Below are 22,137 nucleotides of genomic sequence, written 5' to 3'. Positions count from 1 at the left end.
TTTAAAAACTTAAACTGGTTTAAGAAATGAACTACAGTTGTTTTTTTCGCAATTCACTCACATATTCCGGGGTGAGCCCCAGATAAGAAGCCAGCATATATTGAGGGATGCGCTGAACAAAATCGGGAAATAAGCTTACAAACTGCCGATAATTTTCTTCTTTAGAATACACATGAAAGTACTTAACCCGCATCTGCGCTGCAGCGTAGGCACGTTGCATCATCAACATAAAATAGCGTTCAAGCTGTGGGATTTGTTTGAGCAATTCGTCTTGTTTATGATGTTCAACAGCTATAATTGTTGAAGTCTCCACCGCCTGGATATAAAAATGAGAGTTATTCTGTGTGATTAAGCTCATGTAATCAGCTATCCACCAGTTTTCTAAAGCAAATTGTGTGGTTTGCTCAATCCCTTTGTTATTGATGAAAAACATTCTGAGTAAGCCTTGTTCAACAAAATAGTTGGCCTTACAGATCTGACCCTCTTTGATTAGAAAATCCTTCTTCTTAATGTCTAACGGTTTTACACTCGATAAAAGCAGTACCACTTCATCATCAGTTAATGAAATGTATTTTTTAAGATGGCTTACAAAATTTTGATACATGACATTAAAAACCCAATCTTCTTTACTTAGTTTTGCTCAATTTCTTTCAAGCTACTCATTTTCTTGTAAGCCAGGAAACCCTTAATATCTTCAAAGTGTTCGCGAACACGTTTATTACCAAATTCGAATACTTTTTGGGCCATTCCGTCTAAGAAATCCCTGTCGTGCGACACCAAAATCAGGGTACCATCAAAATCCTGCAGGGCCTCTTTGATGATGTCTTTGGTCTTCATGTCCAAATGGTTCGTAGGCTCATCCAGGATTAATAAATTTACTGGTTCTAATAACAACTTAATCATTGCTAAACGAGTTTTCTCACCACCAGAAAGCACCTTTACTTTTTTGTTGATATCGTCGCCGCTAAACATAAAGGCTCCTAAAAGGTCTTTTATTTTTATGCTTCCATCGCTTAATGGTACTTGATCTATGGTTTCGAACACCGTTAAATTGCCGTCGAGCAAGGCTGCCTGGTTTTGTGCGAAGTATCCAATCTTTGCATTATGGCCAACTTTTAGACTTCCTTCATAGTCAATCTCACCCATAATAGCTTTTATCATGGTCGACTTACCTTCTCCATTTTTACCTACAAAAGCTACTTTCTCGCCTTGTTCAATGACCATTGCAGCTTTTTCGAACACTACATGATCTCCATATTTTTTAGTAAGATCTTCCACCATCACAGGATATTTTCCAGAACGGGGTGCAGGTGGAAACTTCAAACGCAATGCCGAAGTATCGACTTCATCGATCTCTATGACCTCCAACTTTTCAAGCATTTTTACGCGCGATTGCACTTGATGGGTTTTGGAGTAAGTGCCTTTGAATCGATCTATAAATTCCTGGTTGTCGGCAATAAAACGTTGTTGCTCTTCGTGAGCTTTTAATTGGTGTACGCGACGGTCGGCCCGTAACTGCAAGTAGTGGCTATATTTGGCTTTGTAATCGTATATCCTGCCCATGGTCACCTCGATGGTACGATTGGTGATGTTGTCTACAAAGGCCCGGTCATGCGAGATCACCATTACCGCTTTGGCTGAGTTCATTAAAAAATCTTCCAACCATTGAATACTTTCAATATCCATGTGGTTAGTGGGCTCATCCAGCAAAATCAGATTAGGTTTCTTTAATAAGATCTTGGCCAGCTCAATCCGCATGCGCCATCCGCCTGAAAACTCAGAAGTTTGCCGGGTAAAGTCTTTACGTTCAAAACCTAAACCTTTCAGTACTTTTTCCACCTCAGCATCGTAATTGACCTCCTCTACAGAATAAAATTGTTCACTTAACTCAGACACGCGCTCAATTAACTTCATGTAATCATCAGTATCGTAGTCGGTCCGAATAGTTAATTGCTCATTCAGCTCATCAAGTTCCTTTTGCATTTGATTCATCTCTTGAAAAGCTTTCGAAGTTTCTTCAAATACCGTTACATTATCTTGTGTCAGTAAATGTTGCGGTAAATAAGCAATTACAGCATCTTTCGGTCCGGTTACATTCCCTGAAGTAGGTTTAGCTGCACCAGCAATTATTTTTAAGATGGTGGACTTGCCTGCACCATTTTTACCCATCAGGGCTATTTTATCGTTCTCGTTAATCGAAAAGGTTACGTCACTGAACAAAGTAGTTCCACCAAATGAAACGGAGATATTATTTACATTAATCACAAAAAGGGGATATTAAATTGAGCGGCAAAGATAGTGGAAATTGATACAAACCCAAATACTTACTATCCGCTACTTCCTTCCTGTCTTCCGAGATCACCGATATATATAGCTCCATTGACTTACCCGACATATTACCCGGTAATTCAAGCTCATCATGTCCGGTACTGCGCTTCGCCCCCGCTGTTTTATAATAAGCAAGATCCTCGTTTTCTTCCCCGGGACAGTAAGCCATCAGCATCATCTGTGTAGCTGGCTTACGCCGGCCCCTTATATTACCACCTTCTATAATTCCCATAATTTTTGTTTTTAATTTACAGCCTCAAGTATACACTCCATTATGTGGGACTTCTCTCGACAAGTAGCTTAGTTCGCCAACAGAAAAAGACAGGTACCTCCGACAGGACATCGCACTCATTCGAGCTACGATAGTAGCGAGATTTATTGCAGTCCTGGAGGAGTGTACCATGTCTTTTTCAGAACTAAACGACTGTCAGCTGCCCTACATAAGTAGTATCACTCACCAACTTCCCATCAGCACTTACGACCACAATCCAGCTATGCACAACATCACCAACCCAATCCAGCGGAAGCTGCAACTCATACGCCTCTGCCGACCGAACCGCAGCATCCATCAGCGCGACAAAACTTGAAAAAGAAACCATTTGGCCTACGCAGAAGCAAATAGCAACTGTTTTTGGAACCCAAATCCCCGCGATCAGCAAACATATTGGAAACATATACAAGAGTGGTGAGTTAGACGATTCAACTGTTTCCAAAATGGAAATAGTTCAAAATGAAGGTTCCAGAACTGTTTTTTGTCATTCAGAGCGCAGCGAAGAATCTAATTCACTAAACATACCCAGCTATGCGTGACCACAACTACTTCGTCTACATCTTAACTAATATCAAAAGAAGCGTATTATATACAAGTGTTACTAATGATCTCTCTGCAAGACTGGAAGAACACAAAAAGGGTAGTAAACAAACCTCGTTTACAAGCCGTTATAAATGCTATTATTTGGTGTATTTTGAACATCATCAATATATTGATCAGGCAATTGACCGTGAAAAAGAAATAAAAGGTTGGTCCCGCGCTAAAAAGATGCGTTGATATCTGCAGAGAACAAAGACTGGAAATTCTTAAACGAAGAAGATTAGATCCTTCGCATTCGCTCTGGATGACAAATCATTACGAGCAATCATATTTTCCTACCCAAAATCCTGCTCGAAAATCCAATATATAAAACTGAATATCAATATTTTAAACAAAATAAATTTGTTTTGGAAATGTGGTTTTTATAAATAATCTGAAAGAGATTTGCTTACACTAATTCTTATTATTTATGACAAAAGCACGTTTTATTGATCCGCTTACGGATTTTGGGTTCAAACATCTATTTGGCCGTGAGCCCGACAAAGACATTCTCATTGAATTTTTAAACGATCTGTTTCAGGGAGAGAAATACATCGTCGATCTCACTTACAGCCCTACTGAGCATGGCGGAGAAAGCAGTAAAGAGAAAAAGGTATTTTTTGACCTCACCTGCACAGGAAAAGATGGCGAAAAATTCATTATCGAGATGCAGCGAACAGGACAGGAGTTCTTTAGGGACAGGTGCGTATTTTACATGTCCAGACTGATCAGCGCTCAGTTGCCAAGAGGAACTTCCAACTGGAATTCCCCCCTAAAAGAAGTATACCTGATCGCTATTATGGAGTTCCAGTTCAACAACATCAACAGCAATTACATGCACAACATTGCGCTGATGAATAAAGATACCGGCAAAGTTTTTTACAAAGGCATGGGTTATAAGTTTTTGGAATTGCCTAACTTTGATAAACAGGGAGATCAACTGGAATCAGATCTGGACAAGTGGTTTTATCTTTTAAAGAACATGAGCCGTCTGGATAAAATCCCAGCCTTTCTGGATAAAAGAGTATTTCAGAAGATATTTAAAATTGCAGAAGTGAGCAAGCTGACTAAAGAAGAGCGAGAATTGTATGAATCAGATTTGAAAGCCAAATCTGATTGGAATGGCGGTTTAGATTGGGCTAAGAAGCAGGCAGCGGAACAGGGATTGCAACAAGGTCTGGAGCAAGGTCTGGAACAAGGCGAGCATAATAAAGCGATTGAAATAGCGAAACAAATGAAAGCCGACAACCTACCTGTCGAAACAATCTCGAAGTACACCAATCTCTCCATTGAAGAAATAGAAAGCCTATAACAAAATAAGCCCTTTGGAAATACTAAAGGGCTTATTTATTTCAATATAATCTCCAACAATTAGCTATCTTTTGTCATCCACCTGATAGTTACCGCAATAATGATAAAAATAGCGGATAAGTTATTCTCTGATTTTTACATCAAGGGATTTACACCTGCACTGATCATCGCTCTGGTGATGGCGGTCACCGGAAGTATCATCAGCTTTATCTAGCATCCCGTTTGAAGACCATTGCTATTACTTCAATCTATAAAATCTTGACCTTAACAATTTCAATAATTCTTTACGATTGCACTTTAAGCCATTAGCAGATATGCTGATTACAGAACCATTAAGGTTGACAATACATTTTTTTGACTTTATCTTTATCAAAGCTTAAGAACTGAATGATAAGATTAAAATCCGTTGAATCGGTCAACCCGCAGGATCTGGCTTTACAGGCCAACAATTCTGCAATTGCCAGAAACATGAGGGATATATTCCCGCACCCCTACACCATTGAAAACGCCAGACATTTTCTAGACCTGGCCCGGCAAAAACTGGTAGGGCATGTATTCGGAATCTTCGAAAATGAAACTTTTATCGGCATTGGCAGCATAATCCCACAAACAGATATTCACCGTATGAACGCCGAGATAGGCTATTGGATAGGCGAAAGTTATTGGGGAAACGGATACGGAACACAAGCGGTCAGGCTGCTGGTCCGTTATGCGTTTGATGAATTGAAACTGATCCGTGTCTATGCGTCTGTCTTTGAAAGCAACAAGGCATCTATGCGGGTACTGGAAAAATCTGGTTTCCACCTCGAAGTCATTATCAAATCCGGCATTATCAAAAACGATGTGGTGATGGATTAATATTAATTTATTTTATAGAACTGATGAAGGAAATCAAAAAAGAAGCCGACTACAATACGGTAATGGCCAAGATTGATAGCTTGATGGCTAAAGGAAGCGATAGTGTTTCCAAAGAAGAACTGGCAGAAATTCGCCAGCTTGCGCTGCTGGCTCAGGCTTATGAACAGGAAAAACATAAAATAACGCCTCCATCAACACTTATAGGAATGATAGAAATGCGTATGTATGAATTGAGATTGAAACAAAAAGACCTTGCTGACATATTGCATATAAGTAATGCCAAACTATCATTAATTATGAATGGTAAACAAAAAGCAAATGTACAATTTCTAAAAGCTGTTCATTCAAAATTAAACGTTGATGCGGAGTTCTTGTTAGCTCATGCTTGATTCGCCTTTTAACAACCTCTCAAATAAAGCATCAATGCCACAAAAGCTAAATAACAGTCACAGGCTTTATTTTGTCCGCAATGTTGGGCAATCGTCAAGTTCAATGGTTTTTATTTTGCCTTTGCAATACAGGTTAACATTCGCTCTCAACCATTCATAGCCTTCCCTATCTCCAATTCTAATTGCTAAGAAGCAATCTGCCGAATCATCCTTGTACCTTTCCGCTGCGCTCCAGGTCAGGATGAACGTACCTTGGCAAACAGCATCTTTTTCGTGTGTGCTTCAACACACCCTGCATTTGCTATGCGGTTGTATGAATTGAAGTGCATTTGCACTCAATCTCCGGTGTTATTTCGGTCAGGATCGAAGCAACACCGGAGCGGCACCGCAGAAACAGCCCAGTTGGAGCGCTGCAAAATCGAATACACACCAAAAGAAGCCCGATTTCTCCATCATCTTTCCGTCTGAAACATCAGGATTGTTAATAAAAAAATGTAAACTTTGTAAATAAAATCTTGACATTATGCTAGATAGCCGAAATCTCCTCTCCGGGAAACGCAAGTACCTGGGCGGAATGATATTGCTCTTGTTTGTTTTTATCATCTGCGCTGCTTTCAATATCATAGATGGTGACAACTTTGAAATCGCCAGAAGGGAAGTTTTGCTCCGCAGGATCGGACATGAACTACTCCTGCAATCGGGCGACAGTACTTCAAGAGTGCTCCCGGTAAAAAAGATCGCAGAAAATGAATACCAGATCAGGTTTGAGAATGAGCTTACTTTTCAACCGGACTTCCTGGTTAATACTACCCGGCGCTTGTTGGCCAAAGACCCGTTCGCAAGTGATTATGTCGTTAATGTTCTGAACAGTAGCAACTCCAGCGTAGCCTATGGTTACGCGATATCCAAAAATAAAAAAGATGATATTGTAGCATGCATCGGAAGAGAGCAGCCCAAAGCAGGTTACAGGATCAACATTAAATTCAAACCGACAGGTATAAATGCAACAACGAAAGGTTATATTCTCGGTGGCCTCCCTTTTTTAGCATTTGTTGGTTTCATATTTTTGAGATCGGTTAAGCCCCGAAAAGCTTTACCTGAGGATGGTCAGAATACGAGTACGATTACTTTGGGTTCGGTGTTATTTGATGCGAAGAACCGTAAGCTCATCATAAATCGACAGACAATAGACCTGACCGGAACGGAAACCCGCGTACTGCTCATTTTCGCGTTGTCTCCCAACGAGACCATAGAGAGAAGCCGGCTACAAAAAGAAATCTGGGAAGATGAAGGTGTTATCGTCGGGCGCAGTCTGGATATGTTCATATCAAAACTTAGAAAAAAATTGGAACTGGATCCGAACATCAACATTGTTGTGATACGCGGCAAAGGATATAAGCTTGAAATTAGCGTTTGATTTTTTTTGCCACGATTTTCATAAAGAGTTTAACGTCGTCCGAAATAGTTCCATCACCAGACTTATCAAAGTGCTTTTCTGATGCATAATCGATACTCCAATCTGTTCGATCAATGATCAGCGTGCCATTCATCTCGACAGTTCCGTCCATTCCGTGCTTAAATTGCATTCTGGCTGGAAAAGTAACTGCCTTCGTGATGCCTTCAAGCGTCAGGTTCCCGGTAACTTTTATATTTCCATAATTAACTCTTATGCTTCCATCACTTGGAACTTTTGTATTCCCTGTTTCAACCTTCGTAATTGCGAATGTAGAAACAGGGAATTTTTTGACATCAAAAAATGCAGGTAATTGATTGAGTGAACGTTGATCAACAAAATTTCCAATTGTATTCATGTCGACTTCAACTGTACCGCCCACCAGATGACGGTTGTCGATCAACAATTCTCCTTTTAATATATCGACGTCCCCTGTTTGGGAACCATCACCAAGAAACTTAGAACCTTCCCATCCACCAAGTAGCGTAGAACCTTTCCATACTACAGCACTTTGCTTCGTATCTATGATATATTTTTTCTGACCGGCTTTATTATAAAAATCCGTGATGGTCTTTCCATCATAACGATACACGCCGGTCGCATCGCCAAACCAAATACTTCCATCGTTAGCTTCCAAAAGCCCATAAAAAGCATTTCCAGACTTGATTTCGGTTACCGTGGGCTTATTACTATACAGAGACTTTGCATCATAACGAGAAAGTGCCTGAACGGTAGAATTAGCAGGATTTACCGGACCAGTAGTCCAGATGTTTCCTTTCTCATCCTCGATTATCGTATAAGCACCTCTCTCCGATACCTTAGTAAAGGTGCTAGCGTTATAGCGCCAGAGGCCACCGGTCTGGCTTACTTTAAAGCCATTGAAACCGCTGAGCCAAATATTGCCTTTTCTATCTTCCATTATAGCCCAAACGTCGATAAAGGGTTCGCCTTTATGGGTTAGCGTGGTAAATGTTTTTCCGTCATAAACAAATGCGGCGCCCCTTGTACCAACCCACAATTTGCCGGTTTTATCTTCGAGGATTTTCGTAATATCATTGTTCCAGTTTCTTCCGCTATAATCACGCGAGGGATTCGGGTTTTTAAAACTTCGAAAAGATTTCCCATCGTAACTGCTCAGGCCATTTCCAGTGCCGAACCAAATAATGCCGGCTTTATCTTCATAAACAAACATCACCCGATTATCGGCAAGTCCCTCCGTGGTAGTGAAATGTTGAATGGATTTCCCGTTGTAATAATAAACTCCTGAATCAGTAGAAGTGAACCAAGTATTTCCTCGTCGATCTTCCAGGACATCCCAGAACCGGTGCGGACCTATTTTGCCGGTGAGGTTGGTAAAAGATTTTCCCTGCACTTCCGGCAGACGGGCATCGTATCGAAAAACATCACCAAATGATGAGTTGTTCGGACCAGCGATCAAAATGGTACCATTTCTTCCATTTTTTATATTACGAACCATGATGTTAGGCCCTATGTCGTTAATTTCGGACTTGATGTTATCTTGTGGCAGGCCTGTTTTGTCTTGTCCACAGGATGTGAGAAAAACAGACATTAAGAACAAAGCATATACGTGTATGTATTTCATAACTTTTTATTTACTGATCCTGTCAAAATTGATTCAGCGAATCTACTTTGATATCTTTCGGCGCAACGAATTTGGATTGTAAATAAAAATGTAAATTTTGTAAATAAAGTTTTGCAACCTAATCCGTGGATCTGTCCAGCTCCCTTTGTATCAGTTCAGCCGAAATACGGAACGCATCAATCCTCCGGATCATTAAGGTATACTGAGCAGAATTTTCTTTTAGCTTGAGAACGACTTTCTCACACTTACCCAGCGTTGACTTTATAGCCCGCAACGCCTCTTCCAGCTCTGCCTTTTCATACATGATCGTAAACTCAGAATTCATCTAGCGACTCCTCTCATACTCATCTATTGAAAAACAAAGTTAACCAAGGAAACAATGAGCTGCAAAATAAATCACGATGATTTCGTTGATGATTTTTAGAATCAAGATCTCAGAAACGATAGTCAAGTCCTAATGCTGCATAGCGGGGCAACAATCGGTATTCCGTTATAGCACGGTACGTATCAGTGATGATGGCATTACTGAATTGACGGTTGTTGAATAGGTTTTTGGCCGATATATTAAATTTGGTCTTGATTTTCTTGACATCATAAGAAAGAGAAACATCCGAAAAGAAATATGTTTTGGGCGATTCAGAGAGAAAATCACCAAAACGATAGGCCTCATTTTTCATATTAGCCTGAATATCCTCGGCGACATTGAAAAAAATATGCAGAAAACTGTATGTATTTTTCAGTCGATCCATATGCTCACTGTTGAAAGATCTAATCTGTATATGCGATCCCGAATGTATGTTCAGTCTGGATTTCCACACACTTCTAAACGATAGACCATAGTCGTAGGAACCGGACTCTATTCTGCGCTTGCCCACGCCGACAATACTGGTTTCATACTCCGAAAAATCTGCCCCCATATCCACCCTGAAATTCCCATTCAGCAACTTTACATAATAGTTGAACTGTGCTTTATAAAACATAGTTTTTTTATCTTTCAGGAGTATCTGCTCCGTTAGATTGAAATTAGGATTCAGGCTACGTTGGTTACTGATATAGTCGAACATCGTTTTATGACCAAGGGAGAAATTGGCGAAAAATTTATCCAGCATATTGCCATAGGTATAGGTAATTACCGCCGCAGAGTTGTTTAATGTGGCCATATCGTCGAGCCCCTTTACAAAATTCTGGATACCCGTATTGAAATAATTTGGCACGACATCCATGAGCTCAGAACTCATTTGTTGGAAAGAAAGTTCGCCCTCCAACTTCCCTTTATGGTGTATTAACCATTTTGTAAACAAGCTCGAAGAAATCAACCAATTATTTTGATTCCTGGAAACGCCATCATTACTTAAATCGCGCTGCATAAATCCCGCGCGCAACTGCGGAGTCAATTGCCACATCCTTCTTTTGATGGTATACTTGGTCATGACATGCGTATTATTGGTCCTGAAGTTGACCTGATTTGAAAATCCAGAAGGACGGATTTGGCTGCCATCTTCCCGCTGCAATATAAAGTCTGTCACAAGCGTTTGACTTTTATATTCATTGGCAACGGCCACTTCCATAAAATCACCGCCTTTCTTTTTCTTTACATAATGCGATGTGATGCCTGCGTACTGAAGATCATTTTTGGCATGCTGGTAAACATTAGAAACATCCCCCACCTGAAACAGATCATCGTAGTAATACTGATCGATCTGATAATGCAATGGTGATTTTTGCATGATCCAACGGGCAGAACTCACAATAGCCTCGTTGTCCGACAGCTTATACGTATGCGTGAGGAGTTGGTTGGTCAGGTAGCCTTTCATTTTGGTCAGTTCCGTTGTACGCTCCCCATTAAACACCAGAGCCCCACTATCGTATTTACCGAGCGATCCCAAACTTCCGGTATAAATCAAAGTAGAGCGATTGCTGACATCATAATGCATCTCCCATCTGGAATAGTAATTGTTTATTTTCCTATTAAGCTCATATCCTTCAGTATAGGTAAACTGTATATCCTCAATATCATATTCCTGTACTGTATTTCTGTAGAACGATTTTTTTGTGGGATTTGCAAAGCCTAGCCACTTGATCTTGAGACGTTTAGAAGGATTCAATATCGTATTGAATGACAGTAGCTTATCTTGGTTAAAATTAGTCCTTCTATAATCAAACCCCGGTAGGTCGGGCGTGTTATCAATAAGAGTCGGAGTTGTGATACCTACACCGATTTGCCCGGGTTCGTCAGTTTGTCCCGAGTAGAGCAGATAGTTTATACTGCTCAGGGCATCTAAACCGTGATTATTGGCTGTGCCCAGCAGATAATACTTGTTTCGTTTTCCAAAATTCATCACATTGATGCTCGCCTGGTAAAAAAATGGTTCGACCGGCGTTCCAGAAGCAGATACCGAACCCAGCCATTGATTTTTGCTGTCTTCTTTGAGTTGCAGGTTCAAGGCGACTTTGTCTGAATTTTCGATTCCTTTCAAGTGCTTGTTGTTGGAATAACGTTGTAACACCTGCACCTTATCCAGTGGTTGGACCGACATATTTTGGGTGAGTAACCGATATCCCTTTTCAAAAAAATCATCCCCTTCTATCATGACCTTCTCAACTTCCTTTTCACCGATTTTGATGCTGCCATCGGTACCGACATTCAATCCGGGAATCTTCCTCAGCAGATCCTCCACCGTGCGTTCGTCACCCTGCAGAAATGATTTTACATCCAGTTCTATGGTATCCCTTCCACGTCCATAAGGACGCTTTGCGTTTATGATTATTTCCTGCAGTCGCTCCACACCACCAGGTACGAGCGCTAGGTTGAGCAAGGTATCGGTCTGTCTCAGTTCAATTATTTTTGTTACCGGCTCATAGCTGAGTGCCCTGAAGCTGACAACAATTCTGCCTGTTTGGCCTAGAGCCAACCGGTATCCGCCATTCCCATCTGTGAAAGTATAGGCCATAAAGGCCGAGGCCCCATCTAAACGGGCATCTACCCGAACCCCTCCTAAGGGTAACCCGGCAGTAGTTACTTGTCCATGAATAGCCAACTGTGCCTGTGCACAATAAACGACCGAGCACAAACAGATCATCAATGTATATCGATACAGACCGGAATGAGTAATCATTTCCGTTTACCTGATTCCCATTCATAAACCTGCTCAACAGTACCGCGTACTTTATTCCTTTCCACCGTGACCCCCTCCATTACAGGCATTTTGCTTTCCATGATGCGCATCTGTTCTTCTATCAGCACCTCATCTTTCTTGACATAATCTTCCAATAATAATTTGGGCAGCGAATAGATATATTTTTCATCTACCGGAATATCTCCATTGTAGGGATAAGACACTTTTTTGAGCAACCAGTAGTGGGGGTTAGCACCTTCATTGTACAGCATCACGATAAGTCCCGGGAGTCCACCAAATTTGTAAGGTCCAGCCGGCACCGGAATTTCATTTGTGTAATAAGCGATCAATTTCGTACCTCGATAATCTGCCGTCGCCTTATGACATATATATTTACCCAAGGTGTCCGTTTCCGTATAGTTGGTATTCCATTCGATGACAGGAAATTTATCCATCACCAAATAATTCTTTCCCTGGAGTGAACGTGTTTCCCCCAAGTCACGTTCCCCACTTTTCTGAATCACAATACGTCTGTAATTTGTACCTGTATTCAGCATCATGGAGAAATCAGCAGATATTTCATCACTTGCATTGTCAGCATCGCCAGCAGTGGGAGCAACTGGTATAGAATCGCGGACAGCCGTCTTCATAGCATCAATGTAATACACCTGTTCACGAAAAGTCGCCATTGCAGAGGGAATATACTCGTACTCCACATGCAATTTTTGCGCCTGTGCACAGTAGGTTAAACAGAATAATAAACAAAACGATAAGTAGTATTTCATAAGTTTAAAAAGCTATAAAAGGGCTGTTTCCTACATGTGTCATCAACAAACATAGGAAACAGCACCCTGTTATTGGATATCGTAAACTGCACTAAAAGCCTTTCTCATTCTCGCAAAAAAATCGCTGCAACTAGAATAACCTCCAAGGTCATCACTAACTACACCATTAATAACATGTGAAAACTGATACTCTCCTTGTGCATTGTATACTTTAAGCGTATAACGACAACTTTGAAGCACTGCATTACCAACCTTGGTTTCTTTAACTTCTTCCGTTACCTTAGCATAGCTCTTTCCGACCGTTGATTTGTGTGCGTTTGTCGTACGAACTGATTTTTCTGCAGACGCTTTTTTACCTGAAGCCGCAAAGGCAGCAGATGACATAACAGCCACAGCTACCAAACTCATAAATAATCTTTTCATTTCTTATTTTTTTATTGTTAAACCATTGCATAGGATAATCCTAGGCATTAATTGATGATTAAAAATAATGCCCATTGTACTTAAATGATAAAACCCTTTATGATTCGCTATTGCTGGTTTACAATCCGCACACGATCGTGACAGCTGGATTTATTTGGACTATCCGGGCTCGGAATTCATGTCTGCTGGCGAGGACAGCAGATGGACAAACTTAAAAAATGGCGCACTCGTGGATTTTTATGCGATTTGTAAAAACTACAAACGAATCGTAAATGATCTAGAGCAACAGACCTGGTATTATATTATCTTTATGACAAACAAAATATGGCCATTATTATCAAAGTTGCTATTATCGAAGACGAGCCGGTCGTCCGTAAAGAGATCAGCTTTCTCATCGGATTGGAAAAAGATGCCGAACTTTTGGGCTGGGCAGACAGTGTACGTACAGCTCAAAAGCTGATTGCAGAAACGCAGCCCGATGTGGTCTTATTGGACATACAGCTTCGTGATGGAACAGCCTTCGATTTACTGAAAAAGCTTGATCCTATCCCGCCCAATATTATCTTTATTACAGCATACAATCATTTTGCCATTAAGGCGATCAAATACGGGGCATTGGATTATCTTTTGAAACCTGTGGACCAGACGGAGCTAAAAGAAGCACTTGAACGCTTTCGTCGACGTCGCCAAAGCAACCCACAATGGATGCAGCAATTGTCACTGACTCAGGACTCCATGACCCTAGGCGAACTACCGGAAAGCATCGTGCTGAATACCCTCAACAATATGCGGATTGTACCCGTACATGATATTGTTTATTGTAAAGGCGATGGGCCATACACATTTTTCTTTTTCAGTGACGGCACAGAGGAACTCATTTCCAAACCACTCAAATATTATGAAGACCTACTGCCTGCACCCCATTTTTTGCGGACACATCAATCTTATCTGGTCAATAGACAGCATGTGACAGGAATTAACCGCTCAGAATATATCGTACTCAAAAACAAAGAAGAAATTCCGATTTCTATGCGCCGAAGAAATGCGATATTAACGTTACTATCATCAAAAAAATGAAACGAACAATACGATTGATGCTTTGGGTGCCGATATGCTTCTTGCTTTTCTCATGCAATAACCATAGCACTCCAATTTTTCAGCACGAAACACCCATTTCATCGCAGGTCGATACATTAATAAAGATCACGCCAGGGCCCAGTAACAGTGACTCGCTAGTTACGGTATGGCAACAGATGGCTAAAAAACCAGCTGTTCTAAAAGATACCGTACTTGCTGTGGAGGTAAAATATCAACTGGCTCGATTGTATGGAATGCAGGGACGAGATTCTGCCCGTATTTTAATTGGACAAGCGCTCGAACTGATTGAACCTACCAGCGGCAACCTAAAAACAAAGGCAATGATTTACAACGGTATGGGCAATGTCTGCAGTATGGAGTCAAGGCAGAAAGAAGCGGGCTACTATTACAACAAAGCTGCAGCAATAGTCCTGTCCGATTCCACCATTGATTTATCCTTTCAAGCAAAATCGGCGATGTTGCTGTCCGCTGCACAAAGCAACCTGAAAACTTTTCAATATGACCTCGCCGAGAAAATGAACCGTGCAGCATTACCCCTCTGTGATTCGTTGCCGGTGGGAGATGTACACAAACAGCGCGTGTTGGTACAATTGATCCAGACATTGAAAATGCGGGAGGAACCGGCAGCAAGTTTTCTGCCCTATCTCCTTAAATTAGAAGCTTTACATGACCAGGATCCCGACAAGTACAATATAAGTTACCTGTACGATTCCAAGATGCACTACTTTAGCACCATCGATCAGAAAGACTCCCTGCTCCATTATCAGTTGTTAAAAATGGAAAGCGACGAACAACGCTATGCGACTGATAAATCGGTCGTTCTTATCAACAACCTATTTATTGACTATTGCAATGTAGCAACGTTTCATCTTGAGCATAACCGACAGGCTTTGGCTAAGCCATATATTCAACAGGCGACTAGGCTACAGGAAAAGCACCCAAAGATCATGTTCGCCAGTAACGCCATCATTTACCACGAGGCCTTAGCAACTTTGTACCAATTGCAGGGCAAAAAAGATCAGGCAATATCTGCATTGAAACATGTAGCGACGATACAGAAGGACATTTATGAAATGGAAAATACACAAGTTGCCGCAGAGATGAGTTCACTTTATCAATTGCAGGCAAAAGATCGATCCATCCGTACTTTAAATGAAAACATCAGACTCAATCGGCTGCAATTGCAACAAAATCGATTATGGCTTGCTGTTTTAGTACTCGGTATCATATTGCTGGGAATGATGCTGTTGTTTTTATATTATAGCTTTCGTCAGCGTCGCTTCAGAGCGGAAAAAGAAAAGGTATTATTGCAGCAAAAATTGCTACGGACACAGATGGAACCCCATTTTATCTTTAATACTCTTGCGGCTGTACAAAGTTTCGTTCGTCTGGATAAAAAGGAAGCCGCCATTAAATATCTCAACCGTTTCAGTCGTTTGTTACGTAGCAGCCTGGAAATGAGCCGGGAAGATCTGGTTCCGTTAAATGATGAAATTGAGGCCCTGGAAAATTATATCAGTCTGCACCAAATGCGTTGTGAAGATGCATTTAGCTATACGATAGTACACTCGGATGTGCAGGATACGGATGCCATATTGATACCACCCATGTTAATACAACCCCATGTTGAAAATGCTATTCTTCATGGCATAGATCTGGAGAGCGGAAAAGGGAATCTTCATATTTACTTTGGATTGGAAGAAGATTTGCTCACAGTGATCATCGAAGACAGTGGCAAAACTGAAAAAGGGATCAATGCCCCTGGGCACAAGTCACTTTCAGGTATCATCAGTCGTGAACGCATGCAGTTACTGGGCAAAAGAGCAAGTGTTCAGGTAACTACACCTTCAAATAGCGGCGGAACCATTGTTATCATGAAGATTATTGTAGTATTTGAATAATCTTACGCCGTTCCAGCTTCGCTGAAAAATAAAATCATGATGATTTCGTTTTGCGTACACACCAGGTGGTCATGCTCCTCAGGTTTTGGACATTGGTAGTCTTAATAGGTTCATGAAGTTCGCCTCCAATTTTTTTAGTGAGTCTGAGCAGCATCTCCTGGTTGACCAGGAAGCGCTCTGATCCATCAGGAAGGATATACCGCCCGTTTCCAATAAACCTCACTAAGGATTCGATGCCTATTTCTGAGGCCAGACGACAGAAAAAATACCCTCCGGACTTGAGCACGTCCCACATGGAATTGAGCATGGCTTCAAAATGATTGAGATTTTCTGCAAAATGTAATACAGCGCTGCTGATGACCAGATCAAAGGTTTCATTTTCGAACGGTAGCTGCTCTACAGCAGCTACTTTAAAGTTCTCTTCCGGATCAACCTGAGGAAATGAGCTTGCAAGGGTTTTAAGTTGAGCGATAGCTTCCGGGTTTTGATCTACGCCAAAAACATTTGCGCCGCTTTGCAAAAGATACAGCAAGTTTCTGCCTGTTCCGCAACCGGCATCTAGAATCGTATGACAATCATCATACGTGCCTTTTAGCAACTGGTCGAATAAGTAAATATCAATGTTTCCGAAAGTGTCCTTAATGTGCTGTTTTTTCATCTCAGGGCAAATATAAAACAACCATGCAAGAAAATAGCTTAGCTTTCCAAACCAGGATATTTCATAGCTATTAATAAACTGATTATGATTCGTCAGTAATCTTATGAACTAAATAAAAATAAAAGATTTGAAAGCTATTGATATCTAAAATAGATAACAATACCAAATAAAAAAGCAAATTTATTTTGCATCCTCATAGAAACATCGTAATATTGCGATATAAAGCTATGGGACTTACAAAGACAGAAATATTTACAGACGAGCAAAACCAGTTGGCAACCTTATTAAAAGCGATGGCTCATCCTGCACGAATTGCTATCCTGCAAAGGATATTAATTTCGAATACTTGTATTTGCGGTGATCTTGTTGAGGAACTTGGTTTAGCCCAGGCTACCATTTCGCAGCATTTAAAAGAGTTGAAGAATGCTGAGATTATACAAGGAACGATAGAGGGAGTTAGTATTTGCTACTGTATCAATCCAAAAACCTGGAAGTTGTTGGAGAAACAATTGGGTGCGTTTCTTGCCGAATACAAAGGTGAAACGTCTTGTTGCTAACCTTTTTTTGCTCACATCAATCGTTAAATTGCAATAACACTATAGATATAAATTATGAAATTATCAGAAATTAAAGAAATCCTTGCTTCGGCTGAGGGTGTAAATTTTAAACTAGAAAATGGCAATTCAGTACCTGAACATTTCCATGTAACCGAAGTCGGAATTATTACAAAAGACTTTATCGACTGCGGCGGAACAGTGCGTCATGAAAAAGTGGCTAATTTCCAATTATGGGATGCTGATGATTATGAACACCGTTTAAAAGCAGGAAAATTGCTACATATTATTTCTCTTTCAGAAAAGGTTCTGGGAATGGAAGATTTAGAGATTGAAGTGGAGTACCAGGCAGAAACCATTGGTAAGTATGACTTAGCTTATGACGGGGAAAATTTTCTTTTGCTGTCTAAGAAAACTGCCTGTCTTGCGATGGACAAATGTGGTGTCCCAGCTGAAAAACAAAAAATTGAAATGGTAAATCTGGCTTCGGGTTTAACTTGTACCCCGGGTGGCGGCTGCTGTTAATATTGATAAACATGACCAATAAAACAGAACTTTTTCAGGAACTTGAAAGTGTAGCTATCACTTTTAGGTTTGATAATATCACGCCAGATCGTGAGGCGATTTTACAGCCTTTAATTGACTTTATTCAAGATAAGTACAATGCTAAAAAAGAAGTGCGGCTCAACTTGATATGTACGCACAATTCACGTAGAAGCCACCTTTCGCAAGTCTGGGCGCAGACAGCGGCAGCTTATTATGGTATTAAAAATGTGTTTTGTTATTCAGGGGGTACAGAGGCTACCGCAATGTTTCCCGTAGTTGCCGAAACCCTGAAACATTCGGGCTTTAAAATTCATGTCATTGCCGAAGGTAGCAATCCTGTATATGCCATAAAATATAGCGATAATGAACATCCTGTCATCGGCTTTTCAAAAACCTATGATCATGAATTTAACCCTTCAAGTGCATTCGCTGCAATATTAACCTGTTCACAGGCTGACGGGGGCTGTCCATTCATTTCAGGAGCGGAGAAGCGTATTCCAATAACATTTGATGATCCTAAAGCATTTGACAATACTCCGCAACAAGCAGAAAAATATCATGAAAGAAGTTTGCAGATTGCAACTGAAATGTTTTACATTTTTTCACAAATCAAATAACCATGTCTGCAAATACTTGTGCGCCTGCGGTAAAACGTAAAAAATTAAGCTTTTTAGACCGATACCTAACCTTATGGATTTTCCTGGCTATGGCTATAGGCGTATGCATTGGTTTTTTTATCCCTTCCTCTTCAGGTTTCATCAATTCATTTTCCAGTGGCACAACAAATATTCCATTAGCAATAGGGCTGATTTTAATGATGTACCCGCCATTAGCAAAGGTTAAGTATGAGCAAATGGGTAAAGTATTTAAAGATACTAAGGTTTTAAGTGTGTCATTAGTATTGAACTGGGTAATTGGCCCGGTATTAATGTTCTTCCTCGCCATTACTTTTTTAAGTGACTATCCTGAATATATGGTTGGTCTGATCCTGATCGGTTTGGCCAGATGTATTGCTATGGTTGTTGTCTGGAATGAACTAGCCGAAGGAAACCGTGAGTATGCTGCCGGATTAATTGCACTAAACAGTATTTTCCAAGTATTGCTGTATAGCGTATTTGCGTACATCTTCATTACTGTTCTTCCGCCGTATTTTGGCCTTCAGGGTTTGGATGTGAATATCACCATTTCTGAAATTGCTAAAAGTGTAGGCATTTATTTAGGAATTCCTTTCGCCATGGGTATAGTCAGCAGATATGCGTTGATTGCGCTTAAAGGAGAAGAATGGTTCCAAAATAGATTTATACCAGCCATCTCCCCTATCACCTTAATTGCACTGCTTTTTACTATTGGTGTGATGTTTAGTTTGAAAGGTAAACTAATCGTTCAGATTCCTATGGACGTGGTAAGGATCGCCATTCCGCTTGTCATTTACTTTTCTATCATGTTTGTAGTTAGCTTTTTTGCAGGGCGATATTTTGGAGCTGATTATTCCAAAAGTACGTCAATTGCCTTTACCGCTACAGGAAATAACTTTGAACTGGCTATTGCTGTGGCCATTGGTGTATTTGGAATTAATTCAGGACAAGCATTTGCCGGGGTGATTGGGCCTCTGGTTGAAGTACCTGCATTAATTGCTTTGGTAAACCTCGCCTTCTGGTTTAGAAAGAAATATTATAGGACCTCACCAACTGTTTAATTATTATAGAGGTTCCATAATCACAGCTATAATCTTATTCGTGTTATTTATCATTTAGCACTACTTGACGAACAAGGAACTGTTTGAGTATAGTCCAAATCAATGTATTCTAATCCAAGCCTCCTTGCATAATCTACATTAGTTAACAAATATAATCTATAAAAAAAGCTTTAGATTTCTCTAAAGCTTTAGTCAATGTACCCAGCGCCGGAGTCGAACCGGCACGGTTTCCCACAGGTGTTTGAGACCAGCGCGTCTACCAATTCCGCCAGCTGGGCATTTGCTTTGTTAGCGGGTTGCAAATGTATTAATTGAAATACTAATTCGCAAGATTTATTTTAATTATCTTCTTTAAGTTTTTTATCTACCCAAAAAGGAGCAAAAGGCAATAGGGAAGCAACCCCAAACAAGGCGGTTCTTTTAAAACTCCATTTGTACTCTACCCATGCCATAATCAAAAACACGATATAAAGCATAAATAAGAGTCCGTGTGCCCATCCTGTATATTTTACAGCCAAAGGCATATCAGCCCAATATTTCAATGGCATAGCGATAAAAACAAGCAAAACGTAAGACAGGCCCTCGGCGACAGCAATTTTTCTAAAAACTGATAGTGTATTCATCATATGATCTTTGGCTCAAAGATATTCAAACAAACATCCCGAAACATAAGCATTTCACTTTTTTACAATGTGTTAGCAGAACCAGCCTTTGCAATGCTTTCTTTTATTCTGAACAGATATTTACTCCTGTAATAAAGATCTTTTATGGTCAACAACAATTGTCCCTGAACATCTTCACTTTTTTGATCAAAGTCATTAGTCAACAATTCAATCTCACCAGTTATATCTTGCTCAATAGAATGAACCTCTGATTTCAAAGCTTCAAGCTTTGCTGTATCCGGTTCAAACTGCAGGTCCATCAGCGCCTCATTGACTTCCATCATCTCCATTAAAAAACTTTGAGGAAGTGTATAATGTTCCCCTTCTGTCAAATGACCTTTCAGCTCAAGAATATATGCAAGGCGTTTCTGGGGATCAGACAACACCTGATAAGCATTATTATTCACCGTGCTCATTTCAAGAACTTCAGCCTGCTTCTCCCCGCTTTCATTAATGTAAAAATCAGGATGAAACTGCTTGCTAAGCGCATAAAACTTTTGTTTTATCAGCGCCGGATTAGGATTAAAGCTAACCGGCAAACCATAAAACTCAAAATAATCTGTCATAGCGTACCTAATGCATGAAGGCTTTAAAGATGTCATTGCCGAGTACAAAGACCATGAGCGACAATAGCAATACGAAACCTACAATCTGTGCGCGTTCCATAAATTTATCACCAAGAGGTTTTCCTTTGATCATCTCTACGATCAGGAATACCACATGCCCTCCGTCCAATGCTGGGATCGGCAACAAGTTCATGAATGCAAGAGCTATTGAAATAAACCCTGTAGAAGCCCAGAACCTCGCCCAGATCCATTCTCCTCCGTATACCTTACGTGCAATCTCTACAGGTCCGGAAAACGCTTTGTTTGCCTTTATTTTACCTGTCAAGACTTTCCAGATTCCTTTTCCATTATCACTAAACACCTTCCAGGCCTGGTTAACACCAATAGGAAGGGAAGCAAAAAGACCGTAGTTAATGGTTTCTTCTTTGATATCTGCAATATTGAAACGAAGACCGACAGTACCGGCTGTATCCACAGGGACATTGATCGCCAGTTTTTCTGAACCACGTTCCACATCAAAATTCACTACCTTACCTTTATTTTTAACAATCAGGGCTTGTGCATCCGCATCAAAACTAACAGGTGTTCCGTTTACGGCCGTGATCCTGTCACCGACCTTAATTCCCGCCTTCACTGCAGTTTTATTAGGAAGCACACTGTCAATTAAAGAAGACCTCAATGGCATTCTGCTGATAAACTCTTCTATTCCTAAATCAGAAACCTTATTCAGTATGTTATCAGGAACATTGATAGCTATTTCTTTTCCATCTCTAAGAACGGTCAGGGTTGTATTACCCAATAACACCTTAGAACTGATCAGTTCTTCAAAACGAACTACTTCCTGACCATTTACAGCTACAACTTTATCCCCTAGTTTCAGACCGATTTCTTTTCCAATCTTTCCTGGATTAATACCTAGCACTGAATTATTCGGAATAAATGTCTCTCCGTAATTAAAAGTCATCATCCAGAATATGAAAATACCTACAACGATGTTTACAATCACACCACCCAGCATCACGATCAAACGCTGCCATGCAGGTTTAGACCTGAATTCCCAGGGTTGCGCGGGCTGGTTCATTTGCTCAGTATCCATCGACTCGTCAATCATACCCGCTATTTTCACATAACCACCTAAAGGCAGCCATCCGATACCATACTCACAGTCTCCTTTTTTAAAACTAAACAGCTTAAATCCCCAAGCATCAAAAAACAAGTAAAATTTCTCTACTTTAATTCCAAAGGCTCGTGCCGCCAAAAAGTGTCCTAACTCATGCAAAATTACTAGTATCGATAATCCCAGAAGTAACTGGGCCGCCATAATCAGTCCGCTCATATAT

The 22,137-nt window shown here is 40.5% G+C and carries 24 protein-coding genes and 1 tRNA gene; 11 read left to right on the top strand and 14 right to left on the bottom strand.

Translation table 11 applies throughout. The features are described from left to right. Positions 1–31: 31 nt before the first annotated feature. From FA047_RS01605 to FA047_RS01590, 4 genes are all read right to left on the bottom strand, one after another. Complete coding sequence (locus FA047_RS01605; RefSeq protein WP_136834239.1) at positions 32–604, bottom strand: Crp/Fnr family transcriptional regulator; 573 nt, start codon at positions 602–604, stop codon at positions 32–34. 26 nt (positions 605–630) lie between these two features. Beyond that, positions 631–2,265: a ribosomal protection-like ABC-F family protein gene (gene abc-f, locus FA047_RS01600; RefSeq protein WP_136834238.1), complete on the bottom strand. Its 1,635-nt coding sequence runs from the start codon at positions 2,263–2,265 to the stop codon at positions 631–633. Beyond that, positions 2,258–2,560, bottom strand: coding sequence for a DUF6266 family protein (locus FA047_RS01595; RefSeq protein ID WP_136834237.1), 303 nt, complete (start codon positions 2,558–2,560; stop codon positions 2,258–2,260). Before FA047_RS01595 ends, abc-f begins: the two co-directional genes overlap by 8 nt. 184 nt (positions 2,561–2,744) lie before the next feature. Then, complete coding sequence (locus tag FA047_RS01590) at positions 2,745–3,002, bottom strand: DUF6266 family protein (RefSeq protein ID WP_136834236.1); 258 nt, start codon at positions 3,000–3,002, stop codon at positions 2,745–2,747. Positions 3,003–3,130: 128 nt separating this feature from the next. Between FA047_RS01590 and FA047_RS01585 the strand changes: the two genes are divergently transcribed. The 5 genes from FA047_RS01585 to FA047_RS01560 all read left to right on the top strand — a co-directional run bounded on the left by FA047_RS01585 (position 3,131) and on the right by FA047_RS01560 (position 7,153). Beyond that, a complete protein-coding gene (locus FA047_RS01585) occupies positions 3,131–3,376 on the top strand; it encodes a GIY-YIG nuclease family protein (protein WP_225872603.1) in 246 nt (81 codons plus the stop codon). A gap of 232 nt (positions 3,377–3,608) precedes the next feature. Further along, on the top strand, positions 3,609–4,490 hold the full coding sequence (locus tag FA047_RS01580) for an Rpn family recombination-promoting nuclease/putative transposase (RefSeq protein ID WP_136834235.1): 882 nt from the start codon (positions 3,609–3,611) through the stop codon (positions 4,488–4,490). 386 nt (positions 4,491–4,876) lie between these two features. Next, complete coding sequence (locus tag FA047_RS01570; RefSeq protein ID WP_136834233.1) at positions 4,877–5,347, top strand: GNAT family N-acetyltransferase; 471 nt, start codon at positions 4,877–4,879, stop codon at positions 5,345–5,347. A gap of 23 nt (positions 5,348–5,370) precedes the next feature. Further along, positions 5,371–5,736: a helix-turn-helix domain-containing protein gene (locus FA047_RS01565; RefSeq protein WP_136834232.1), complete on the top strand. Its 366-nt coding sequence runs from the start codon at positions 5,371–5,373 to the stop codon at positions 5,734–5,736. A gap of 523 nt (positions 5,737–6,259) precedes the next feature. Then, complete coding sequence (locus FA047_RS01560; protein WP_136834231.1) at positions 6,260–7,153, top strand: winged helix-turn-helix domain-containing protein; 894 nt, start codon at positions 6,260–6,262, stop codon at positions 7,151–7,153. Here the strand turns inward: FA047_RS01560 and FA047_RS01555 are convergent. From FA047_RS01555 to FA047_RS01535, 5 genes are all read right to left on the bottom strand, one after another. Continuing rightward, positions 7,143–8,792: a YceI family protein gene (locus tag FA047_RS01555; RefSeq protein WP_136834230.1), complete on the bottom strand. Its 1,650-nt coding sequence runs from the start codon at positions 8,790–8,792 to the stop codon at positions 7,143–7,145. The genes FA047_RS01560 and FA047_RS01555 overlap by 11 nt on opposite strands. Positions 8,793–8,910: 118 nt before the next feature. Next, a complete protein-coding gene (locus FA047_RS01550; RefSeq protein WP_225872602.1) occupies positions 8,911–9,117 on the bottom strand; it encodes a hypothetical protein in 207 nt (68 codons plus the stop codon). Positions 9,118–9,226: 109 nt separating this feature from the next. Then, positions 9,227–11,908 carry a carboxypeptidase-like regulatory domain-containing protein gene (locus FA047_RS01545; protein ID WP_136834229.1) on the bottom strand — a complete coding sequence of 894 codons (2,682 nt, stop codon included), beginning with the start codon at positions 11,906–11,908 and terminating at the stop codon, positions 9,227–9,229. Next, the gene (locus FA047_RS01540) at positions 11,905–12,693 is read right to left on the bottom strand and encodes a GLPGLI family protein (protein ID WP_136834228.1); all 789 of its coding nucleotides are present in this window, start codon (positions 12,691–12,693) and stop codon (positions 11,905–11,907) included. The genes FA047_RS01545 and FA047_RS01540 overlap by 4 nt, the downstream gene beginning before the upstream one ends. 69 nt (positions 12,694–12,762) lie before the next feature. Next, on the bottom strand, positions 12,763–13,116 hold the full coding sequence (locus FA047_RS01535; protein ID WP_136834227.1) for a hypothetical protein: 354 nt from the start codon (positions 13,114–13,116) through the stop codon (positions 12,763–12,765). 324 nt (positions 13,117–13,440) lie between these two features. Here FA047_RS01535 and FA047_RS01530 point away from each other — a divergent pair, with 324 nt between their 5' ends. Next, a complete protein-coding gene (locus FA047_RS01530; RefSeq protein WP_225872601.1) occupies positions 13,441–14,193 on the top strand; it encodes a LytR/AlgR family response regulator transcription factor in 753 nt (250 codons plus the stop codon). Continuing rightward, entirely contained in the window at positions 14,190–16,115 is a 1,926-nt protein-coding gene (locus FA047_RS01525) for a histidine kinase (RefSeq protein ID WP_136834226.1), read from the top strand. Before FA047_RS01530 ends, FA047_RS01525 begins: the two co-directional genes overlap by 4 nt. A gap of 34 nt (positions 16,116–16,149) precedes the next feature. On the opposite strand, the gene FA047_RS01520 is transcribed toward FA047_RS01525, so the two are convergent. Then, complete coding sequence (locus tag FA047_RS01520) at positions 16,150–16,773, bottom strand: class I SAM-dependent methyltransferase (RefSeq protein WP_136834225.1); 624 nt, start codon at positions 16,771–16,773, stop codon at positions 16,150–16,152. Positions 16,774–17,000: 227 nt separating this feature from the next. Here FA047_RS01520 and FA047_RS01515 point away from each other — a divergent pair, with 227 nt between their 5' ends. The 4 genes from FA047_RS01515 to arsB are packed head-to-tail and all read left to right on the top strand — an operon-like array spanning position 17,001 to position 19,569. Next, a complete protein-coding gene (locus FA047_RS01515; RefSeq protein ID WP_136834224.1) occupies positions 17,001–17,330 on the top strand; it encodes an ArsR/SmtB family transcription factor in 330 nt (109 codons plus the stop codon). Positions 17,331–17,384: 54 nt separating this feature from the next. Continuing rightward, complete coding sequence (locus tag FA047_RS01510; protein WP_136834223.1) at positions 17,385–17,852, top strand: DUF6428 family protein; 468 nt, start codon at positions 17,385–17,387, stop codon at positions 17,850–17,852. Between the two features lie 11 nt (positions 17,853–17,863). Further along, positions 17,864–18,490, top strand: coding sequence for an arsenate-mycothiol transferase ArsC (locus FA047_RS01505; protein WP_136834222.1), 627 nt, complete (start codon positions 17,864–17,866; stop codon positions 18,488–18,490). Positions 18,491–18,492: 2 nt separating this feature from the next. Further along, positions 18,493–19,569, top strand: coding sequence for an ACR3 family arsenite efflux transporter (gene arsB, locus FA047_RS01500; protein ID WP_136834221.1), 1,077 nt, complete (start codon positions 18,493–18,495; stop codon positions 19,567–19,569). Between the two features lie 198 nt (positions 19,570–19,767). Here arsB and FA047_RS01495 read toward each other — a convergent pair. From FA047_RS01495 to rseP, 4 genes are all read right to left on the bottom strand, one after another. Continuing rightward, positions 19,768–19,847: transfer RNA gene (locus FA047_RS01495), tRNA-Leu, on the bottom strand. A 60-nt stretch (positions 19,848–19,907) separates the two neighbouring features. Then, positions 19,908–20,195, bottom strand: a complete 288-nt coding sequence (locus tag FA047_RS01490) for a DUF3817 domain-containing protein (protein ID WP_225872600.1) — start codon at positions 20,193–20,195, stop codon at positions 19,908–19,910. Positions 20,196–20,254: 59 nt separating this feature from the next. Next, complete coding sequence (hscB, locus tag FA047_RS01485) at positions 20,255–20,797, bottom strand: Fe-S protein assembly co-chaperone HscB (protein ID WP_136834220.1); 543 nt, start codon at positions 20,795–20,797, stop codon at positions 20,255–20,257. A gap of 7 nt (positions 20,798–20,804) precedes the next feature. Continuing rightward, positions 20,805–22,133: an RIP metalloprotease RseP gene (gene rseP, locus FA047_RS01480; protein ID WP_136834219.1), complete on the bottom strand. Its 1,329-nt coding sequence runs from the start codon at positions 22,131–22,133 to the stop codon at positions 20,805–20,807. Between the last annotated feature and the right edge of the window lie 4 nt (positions 22,134–22,137).

It is taken from the genome of Pedobacter frigoris (genome assembly GCF_005116445.1).
In the GTDB taxonomy this organism is placed as follows: Bacteria; Bacteroidota; Bacteroidia; order Sphingobacteriales; family Sphingobacteriaceae; genus Pedobacter; species Pedobacter frigoris.
The sequence above is the reverse complement of the archived record's forward strand: the minus strand, read 5'-3'. Positions and strand labels throughout refer to the sequence as shown.

Bases quoted from the DNA above. Each gene is read 5' to 3' on its own strand.
- FA047_RS01555 (WP_136834230.1), bottom strand. From the start codon at position 8,792: ATGAAATACATACACGTATATGCTTTGTTCTTAATGTCTGTTTTTCTC.
- FA047_RS01585 (WP_225872603.1), top strand. From the start codon at position 3,131: ATGCGTGACCACAACTACTTCGTCTACATCTTAACTAATATCAAAAGA.
- FA047_RS01570 (WP_136834233.1), top strand. From the start codon at position 4,877: ATGATAAGATTAAAATCCGTTGAATCGGTCAACCCGCAGGATCTGGCT.
- FA047_RS01545 (WP_136834229.1), bottom strand. From the start codon at position 11,908: ATGATTACTCATTCCGGTCTGTATCGATATACATTGATGATCTGTTTG.
- FA047_RS01535 (WP_136834227.1), bottom strand. From the start codon at position 13,116: ATGAAAAGATTATTTATGAGTTTGGTAGCTGTGGCTGTTATGTCATCT.
- rseP (WP_136834219.1), bottom strand. From the start codon at position 22,133: ATGAGCGGACTGATTATGGCGGCCCAGTTACTTCTGGGATTATCGATA.
- arsB (WP_136834221.1), top strand. From the start codon at position 18,493: ATGTCTGCAAATACTTGTGCGCCTGCGGTAAAACGTAAAAAATTAAGC.
- FA047_RS01505 (WP_136834222.1), top strand. From the start codon at position 17,864: ATGACCAATAAAACAGAACTTTTTCAGGAACTTGAAAGTGTAGCTATC.
- FA047_RS01510 (WP_136834223.1), top strand. From the start codon at position 17,385: ATGAAATTATCAGAAATTAAAGAAATCCTTGCTTCGGCTGAGGGTGTA.
- FA047_RS01540 (WP_136834228.1), bottom strand. From the start codon at position 12,693: ATGAAATACTACTTATCGTTTTGTTTATTATTCTGTTTAACCTACTGT.
- FA047_RS01565 (WP_136834232.1), top strand. From the start codon at position 5,371: ATGAAGGAAATCAAAAAAGAAGCCGACTACAATACGGTAATGGCCAAG.
- FA047_RS01530 (WP_225872601.1), top strand. From the start codon at position 13,441: ATGGCCATTATTATCAAAGTTGCTATTATCGAAGACGAGCCGGTCGTC.
- FA047_RS01605 (WP_136834239.1), bottom strand. From the start codon at position 604: ATGTATCAAAATTTTGTAAGCCATCTTAAAAAATACATTTCATTAACT.
- FA047_RS01520 (WP_136834225.1), bottom strand. From the start codon at position 16,773: ATGAAAAAACAGCACATTAAGGACACTTTCGGAAACATTGATATTTAC.
- FA047_RS01580 (WP_136834235.1), top strand. From the start codon at position 3,609: ATGACAAAAGCACGTTTTATTGATCCGCTTACGGATTTTGGGTTCAAA.
- FA047_RS01515 (WP_136834224.1), top strand. From the start codon at position 17,001: ATGGGACTTACAAAGACAGAAATATTTACAGACGAGCAAAACCAGTTG.
- FA047_RS01490 (WP_225872600.1), bottom strand. From the start codon at position 20,195: ATGATGAATACACTATCAGTTTTTAGAAAAATTGCTGTCGCCGAGGGC.
- FA047_RS01595 (WP_136834237.1), bottom strand. From the start codon at position 2,560: ATGGGAATTATAGAAGGTGGTAATATAAGGGGCCGGCGTAAGCCAGCT.
- FA047_RS01590 (WP_136834236.1), bottom strand. From the start codon at position 3,002: ATGTTTCCAATATGTTTGCTGATCGCGGGGATTTGGGTTCCAAAAACA.
- FA047_RS01550 (WP_225872602.1), bottom strand. From the start codon at position 9,117: ATGAATTCTGAGTTTACGATCATGTATGAAAAGGCAGAGCTGGAAGAG.
- FA047_RS01560 (WP_136834231.1), top strand. From the start codon at position 6,260: ATGCTAGATAGCCGAAATCTCCTCTCCGGGAAACGCAAGTACCTGGGC.
- FA047_RS01525 (WP_136834226.1), top strand. From the start codon at position 14,190: ATGAAACGAACAATACGATTGATGCTTTGGGTGCCGATATGCTTCTTG.
- hscB (WP_136834220.1), bottom strand. From the start codon at position 20,797: ATGACAGATTATTTTGAGTTTTATGGTTTGCCGGTTAGCTTTAATCCT.